The organism is Hydrogenophaga sp., from assembly GCF_030158645.1.
Lineage (GTDB): Bacteria > Pseudomonadota > Gammaproteobacteria > Burkholderiales > Burkholderiaceae_C > Hydrogenophaga.
Genome location: NZ_JAOASO010000131.1, coordinates 1 through 6,617 on the forward strand (window position 1 = coordinate 1; position 6,617 = coordinate 6,617).

Below are 6,617 nucleotides of genomic sequence, written 5' to 3' on the forward strand. Positions count from 1 at the left end.
CCCTGGGCCGCACCGCTGATGAGCAGTTGCAGCAGTTGCACGCATGTCTCCTGTTGTTCTGGCGGCGCCGTTTCGGGGTGCTCGCTGCGCACGGTGTGGCAGGGTGAGTCCGCGATGTGAAAGATTTATAGCTGTCTTGCCCGGGACTGCCGCTAGGGGTTGTCCCCCATCCAGAGTCGCCGAGGCAACATGAAACTCGAATGCATGAAATCTGTCCGCATCGGCGCCGGTCTCGGCTTTTACGGCGACAACTGGGAACCTGTGGCGGCGAGCATCGAACGCGGTGGTGTGCAGTTCATTGCCAGCGACCACCTGGCCGAACTCACGCTGGCCATCCTGCAGAAAGACCGGCAACGCGATCCCGCGCTGGGCTATGCGCGCGATGTGGTGCCCATGCTGCTGAAACTGTGGCCGCTGATGCGCGAGCGCGGCGTGCGCTTCGTGTGCAATGCGGGGGGACTCAATCCGCGCGGCGCAGCGCAGGCGGTGCTGGCGGCGTTCAAGGCGAAGGGCTGGCAGGCCAAAGTGGCGGTGGTCACGGGCGACGATGTGTTGCCGCAATTGCAAAAGGCGGACACCGGCTTTGACCACCTCTTCACCCAGGCGAGCGTGGCCGGTGTGCGCGAGCGGCTGGTGTTTGCCAACGCCTACCTCGGCGCCCGGCCCATCGTGCAGGCGCTGGACGCAGGCGCCGACATCGTGATCACCGGGCGCGTGGCGGATGCAGCCCTGTTCCTCGGTCCGCTGGTGCACAGCCTGGGTTGGAAACTGGGTGGCGCCACCGACGAACAAGACCTCAACCGCCTCGCCCAGGGCCTCACCGTGGGGCATCTGCTGGAGTGTTCGGGCCAGGGCAGCGGTGGCAACTTCGGCAGCCAGGGGGCCTGGCAGGCCATTCCCGATCTGGCCCACATCGGCTACCCCATCGCCGAGGTGCATGAAGACGGCACCGCGTTCATCACCAAGGCGCCCGGCACCGGCGGGCGCGTCAACTTCGACACCGTGCGCCAGCAATTGCTCTACGAGGTGCACAACCCGCACGCCTATTTTTCGCCCGATGTGGTGCTGGACATGGGCGGCATCCAACTGCTCGACGAGGGGGATGACCGTGTGCGCCTCACGGGTGCGCGGGGCACGGTGCCCACCGACACGCTCAAGGTGGTGGCGGGTTTCCGCGACGGCTACAAGGCCGAGGTGACCTGGGGTTTTTCGTGGCCCGATGCCTGGGACAAGGCGCAGGCCGCGCAGGCCACCATCCGCACACTGCTGACAGACAAACGCATTCCGCATGACGAGCTGTACGTGGAATACCCCGGACTCAACTCGGCCCACGGCGCACTGGCGCCGATGCCCAAAGCCGACGCGCTGAACCAGAGCAACGAAATCTGGACGCGTCTGGTGCTGCGCACGCAAGACAAGGCCGCGGCCGATGGCTTCGGCCGCCTGTTTCCCTGGATCGGCCTGAGCGGCCCGGCCTACACCTGTGGCTTCACGGGTCTGCACAACACCAGCGAGCTGCTGGGCATCTGGCCCACGCTGATTCCGCGCGCGGGGGTGGAGCAGGGCGTTGGCATGGAGCTGCTGTCATGACGAAGATCCCCATACCGCTCGTGCGCATCGCCCACGCCCGCAGCGGCGACAAGGCCGACTGGGTGGACTTCGGCCTGTTCGCCTGGAACGCGGCCGGCTACCGGCTGCTGGAACGCGAGGTCACCGCCGAGCGCGTGCGGGCGCACTTTGCACCCTGGCTGCCCGGGGAGGTGGACGCCTGGCCGCTGCCCAACATCCTGGCGCTCAAGTTCGTGTTGCGCGGTGCGTTGCAAGGAGGTGGCGCGCGCAACCTGCGGCTGGACAACCTGGGCAAGTCCATGGCGGGTGCGTTGTTGCGCATGGAGATCGAGGTGGACCAGACCGAGCTGGAAGAGGCTTTGAACACGCCGCCCGTGGGTTGGTGGGGCATTGCCCCCTCTCCCGCTGGCGGGAGAGAGTTGGGGTGAGGGCAGCTCGATGAACAAAGATCCGGTCACCACCGAGAAGCTCGACGACATCTGGATCGTCACCCTTGACCGCCCGGAGGTGCGCAACGCGGTGGACAGTGCCACCGCGCGCGCTCTTCATGCCGCCTTCCTCGCCTTCGAAGACGACGCCACCGCCAAGGTGGCGGTTTTTCACGGCGCCCATGGCCATTTCTGCGCGGGGTGGGATTTGCAGTTCGGCGCAAAACTGGCGGCATCGGGTGACAGCGGTGGCCTCGATCTTGACTTCGAGGCGGACGACCTTCGCGCCCTCGGTCCCATGGGCCCGTCGCGCCTTCGGCTGTCCAAACCGGTGATTGCCGCGGTGAGCGGCGCGGCCGTGGCCGGCGGCATGGAGCTCGCGCTCTGGTGCGACCTGCGGGTGATGGAAGAAGACGCGTACTTCGGTGTGTACTGCCGCCGCTTCGGCGTGCCCCTCATCGACGGCGGCACGGTGCGGCTGCCGCGCCTGATCGGCATGGGTCATGCCATGGACCTCATCCTCACCGGCCGCAAGGTCGAGGCGGCCGAAGCCCTGCAGATGGGTTTGGCCAACCGCCTGGTGCCCAGCGGTCGGGCGCGCGAAGCCGCCATCGCCCTGGCGCGCCAGCTGGCAGCGTTTCCGCAGGCCACGATGCTGGCCGACCGCGAGAGCGCCTACGCCCAGTGGGACTTGCCGCTGGGCCAGGCCTTGCAGCAGGAGTGGCAACGCGGCAAGGCGCGCATCCCCGATGCGCTGGACGGTGCCACACGGTTTGCCGCAGGACAGGGACGCCATGGACAGTTCTGACCTCAACGAGGCTTCGGTGCGCACCGCCACCGAGGCGTGGATCGACGCGTTCAACCGCAGCGACAGGGCCGCCATCTGCGCGCTCTACGAACCGCAAGCGATTCTCTGGGGCACGACCGCGGCCGAACTCATCACCACGCCACCGGGCATCGCCGCGTATTTCGACGCCGTGTTTGCGCTGCGGCCGGTGCCCCGCATGGCGCTGCTGGAGGTGTTGCCCCGCGTGTTCGGCGAAGTGGCGGTGAGCACCGGCCGCTACACGCTGGCGCTGTCACCACCGCCACAAGCACGCGAGGTGCCGGCGCGGTTCAGCTTCACCTGGCGCCGCACCGCAGGCGCATGGCGCATCGTCGACCACCATTCCTCGGCCATGCCCGCGCCGTTGAATGCACTGGCCGTGCTGGCTGCAGCGTCTTGATCGGTTTCCTATGATGGGGACATGACACCCACCGATTTTTCTGCCCCGGCCGACGTGCTGGTGCTGCAACACCTGGTTGAAGACGGCCCGGGGTTCCTGGGCGAGTGGCTCGATGCCCAGGGCATCACCTGGCATGTGCGTTGCACTGAGGCCGGCGAAAGCTACCCGGCTTCGGTGCGCGGCTACCGGGGCCTGGCGGTGCTGGGCGGCGCCTGGAGCGCCAACGACGACCGCCCCACGCTGCGCCAGGCCGAGACCTTGATTCTGGAAGCCGATGCGCTCGGCATCCCCGTCATCGGCCATTGCCTGGGTGGCCAGCTCATGGCGCGCGCGTTCGGTGGCCGGGTCGAGCGGCTGCCGCAGCCGGAGGTGGGTTGGCTGTCCATCCACCGCAAGGACAGCGCGGCCGCGCGCGAATGGCTGGGCGACTCGCTGCAGCCCACGGTCTACCAATGGCATCAGGACAGTTTTGTGGTGCTCCCGCCGGGCGCCGAGCTGCTGGCCTCCAGCGCTGTGTGCCCGCACCAGGCGTTCGCGCTGCGCCAGCACCTGGCCATGCAGTTCCACATCGAGATCACGCCGGACAAGATTGGGGACTGGCTGGAACAGCCCGGCGAGGCCTACCCGGTGAACGTGCTGCTGCACCGCGACAGCGTGCAGGACCCGGCCTCCATGAACGCGGCGACGCTGCGACACCAGTCGGACAGCAAAGCCATGGCCGACCGCATTTACCGGGTGTGGCGCTCGCGCTGGCCAGGGTGAGCGGGCCTTAGCCGGTCACGCCCGGCAGGTCCAGGCCCTCTTTCGGAATGGGCCGCGGCCGGCCCTCCATGTCGATCGCCACGTAGGTCAGGCTGGCTTCCGTCACCTTCACGTACTGGCCCTGGGCCGAAAAACGCTCGGCGAACACCTCCACCTGCACCGTGATGGACGTGTTGCCCACGCGGGTGACGTGCGCGAAGAAGCTCAGGATGTCGCCCACGCGCACCGGCTGCTTGAAGATGAACTGGTTCACCGCCACCGTGGCCATGCGCCCGCGCACGTAGCGCGCCGGCAGCACGGCGCCGGCCAGGTCGACCTGGGCCATCACCCAGCCGCCGAAGATGTCGCCGTTGGCGTTGCAGTCCGCCGGCATGGGAATGACTTTCAAGACCAGTTCCCTGTCGTGGGGCAGGGTGGTTTCGGGATTCGGGCTTGTTTTGTCGGTCATGGTCACAATCTCCAGTTGCTCACGATTCTCACGCATGCGCCCAGACAACCCCTCCCAAGCCTCCGTCGCCCTGCCCGCCACCGCGGGCGCCCCGGGCGCCAAACCCCAGCGCTCCGACTGGGCCACGCTCCAACGCCTGTTGCCCTACCTCTGGCAATACAAGGTGCGCGTGGTGCTGGCGCTGGCCTTCATGGTCGCAGCCAAGATGGCCAACGTGAGCGTGCCGCTGCTGCTCAAGCAGCTGGTCGACGCCATGAGCATCAAGCCCGGCAGCGTGGAGGCCCTGCTGGTGGTGCCGCTGGGCCTGCTGCTGGCCTATGGCGGCCTGCGCCTGTGCACCAGCCTGTTCACCGAGCTGCGCGAGCTGGTGTTTGCCAAGGCCACCGAGGGCGCCACGCGCAGCATCGCGCTGCAGGTGTTCGGTCACCTGCACGCGCTGAGCCTGCGCTTCCATCTGGAGCGCCAGACGGGCGGCATGACGCGCGACATCGAGCGCGGGACGCGCGGCGTGCAGTCGCTCATTTCGTACTCGCTCTACAGCATCATCCCCACGCTGATCGAGGTGGCCATGGTGCTCACGCTGCTGGGCACCCAGTTCGACATGGGCTATGTGTGGATCACGCTGGTGGCGCTGGTGCTCTACATCACGTTCACCGTGGTGGTGACCGAGTGGCGCACCAAGTTCCGCCGCGAGATGAACGAGCTGGAGTCCACCAGCCAGACCCGCGCCATCGACTCGCTGCTGAACTACGAGACGGTGAAGTACTTCAACAACGAAGCGTTCGAAGGGCGCCGCTACGACGAGGCGCTGGAGAAACTGCGCCGCGCACGCATCAAGAGCCAGACCACGCTGTCCATGCTCAACACCGGGCAGCAGCTGGTGATTGCGGTGGCGCTGGTGCTCATGCTCTACCGCGCGACGCAGGGCGTGGTCAATGGCGAGATGACGCTGGGCGATCTGGTGATGGTCAACGCCTTCATGATCCAGCTCTACATCCCGCTGGGTTTCCTGGGCGTGCTGTACCGCGAGATCAAGCAGAGCCTGACCGACCTGGACAAGATGTTTGTGCTGCTGGAGAAAGAGCGCGAGATCGCGGATTCACCCGACGCCCAGCCGCTGGTGCTGGACGGCCCGCCCGCGGTGAAGTTCGAGAACGTGCGTTTCTCGTACGAGCCGGCGCGCGAGATTCTGCACGGCATCAGCTTCGAGATCCCGTCCGGCAAGACGGTGGCGGTGGTGGGTCCTTCAGGGTCCGGCAAGAGCACGCTGGCGCGTCTTCTGTATCGCTTCTACGACGTGACCAATGCATCGAACGGTGCCGAGGCAGGCCCGCACGGTTTCGGCCGCATCACCATCAACGACCAGGACATCAAGCAGGTCACCCAGTCCAGCGTGCGCCAGGCCATCGGCATCGTGCCGCAGGACACGGTGCTGTTCAACGACACCATCGAATACAACATCCTCTACGGCCGCCCCGAGGCCGGGCACGACGCCGCGGTGCAGGCCGCGCAGGCCGCGCACATCCACAGCTTCATCGAGCGGCTGCCGCTGGGCTACCGCACCATGGTGGGCGAGCGCGGCTTGAAGCTCTCGGGCGGCGAGAAGCAGCGTGTGGCGATTGCCCGAACCCTGCTGAAGAACCCACCCATCGTGATCTTTGACGAGGCGACGTCAGCGCTGGATTCGGCCAATGAACGGGCCATTCAGGCGGAGCTGAAGTCTGCGGCTCGCAACAAGACCACGCTGGTGATTGCGCACCGCTTGTCCACGGTGGTGGACGCTCACGAAATTCTCGTGTTGGTGAACGGGGAGATCGTCGAGCGGGGGACGCATTCGGATCTGGTGGCGAGTGGTGGGGTTTATTCGGGGATGTGGGCTTTGCAGCAGAGTGGGGCTGACTGAGTTCTCTTGATGTTGCTGGTTTGCTCCGGCCGCTGGCCGGGCCGAGACCCTGCCAGCAACTGGAGCAATCCAGCAGCAGCACAGAAATCAGAAGTGGATCCCCCGCATCATCTGCTGCATGGCCACAGCCTCCGCCGACAGTTGCGACTTCGCCCCCTTCTCTCCCTTCGCCGCCGACGAATCCGGGAACATGCGAAAGCTGGTGTTCATCACGATCTGCGCCACGCGCGGCACCATGGCGTGCATCACCTGGCCGGTGATGCCCAGGCGGGTGGCGATGC

At 66.6% G+C, this 6,617-nt stretch carries 8 protein-coding genes; 6 read left to right on the forward strand and 2 right to left on the reverse strand.

The window, feature by feature from the left end; all coding sequences use genetic code 11:
• Window positions 1-204 precede the first annotated feature (204 nt).
• From Q1W68_RS13660 to Q1W68_RS13680, 5 genes are read left to right on the forward strand one after another with little or no spacing between them, the layout of a single operon-like run.
• Entirely contained in the window at window positions 205-1,590 is a 1,386-nt protein-coding gene (locus tag Q1W68_RS13660) for an acyclic terpene utilization AtuA family protein (RefSeq protein WP_300716944.1), read from the forward strand.
• A complete protein-coding gene (locus Q1W68_RS13665; RefSeq protein WP_300716945.1) occupies window positions 1,587-1,997 on the forward strand; it encodes a hypothetical protein in 411 nt (136 codons plus the stop codon). The genes Q1W68_RS13660 and Q1W68_RS13665 overlap by 4 nt, the downstream gene beginning before the upstream one ends.
• Window positions 1,998-2,007: 10 nt before the next feature.
• Complete coding sequence (locus Q1W68_RS13670; protein WP_300716946.1) at window positions 2,008-2,805, forward strand: crotonase/enoyl-CoA hydratase family protein; 798 nt, start codon at window positions 2,008-2,010, stop codon at window positions 2,803-2,805.
• Window positions 2,792-3,223 carry a nuclear transport factor 2 family protein gene (locus Q1W68_RS13675; RefSeq protein WP_300654431.1) on the forward strand — a complete coding sequence of 144 codons (432 nt, stop codon included), beginning with the start codon at window positions 2,792-2,794 and terminating at the stop codon, window positions 3,221-3,223. Before Q1W68_RS13670 ends, Q1W68_RS13675 begins: the two co-directional genes overlap by 14 nt.
• A 21-nt stretch (window positions 3,224-3,244) precedes the next feature.
• The gene (locus tag Q1W68_RS13680; RefSeq protein ID WP_300654428.1) at window positions 3,245-3,985 is read left to right on the forward strand and encodes a type 1 glutamine amidotransferase; all 741 of its coding nucleotides are present in this window, start codon (window positions 3,245-3,247) and stop codon (window positions 3,983-3,985) included.
• Window positions 3,986-3,992: 7 nt separating this feature from the next.
• Here the strand turns inward: Q1W68_RS13680 and Q1W68_RS13685 are convergent, their stop codons facing one another.
• On the reverse strand, window positions 3,993-4,433 hold the full coding sequence (locus tag Q1W68_RS13685; protein WP_300660084.1) for an acyl-CoA thioesterase: 441 nt from the start codon (window positions 4,431-4,433) through the stop codon (window positions 3,993-3,995).
• A gap of 34 nt (window positions 4,434-4,467) precedes the next feature.
• Here Q1W68_RS13685 and Q1W68_RS13690 point away from each other — a divergent pair, with 34 nt between their 5' ends.
• Window positions 4,468-6,336, forward strand: a complete 1,869-nt coding sequence (locus tag Q1W68_RS13690; RefSeq protein WP_300716947.1) for an ABC transporter ATP-binding protein/permease — start codon at window positions 4,468-4,470, stop codon at window positions 6,334-6,336.
• 87 nt (window positions 6,337-6,423) lie between these two features.
• Here Q1W68_RS13690 and Q1W68_RS13695 read toward each other — a convergent pair.
• Window positions 6,424-6,617, reverse strand: a 194-nt coding sequence (locus Q1W68_RS13695; RefSeq protein WP_300716948.1) for a hypothetical protein, incomplete at its 5' end; no start/stop codon positions are given.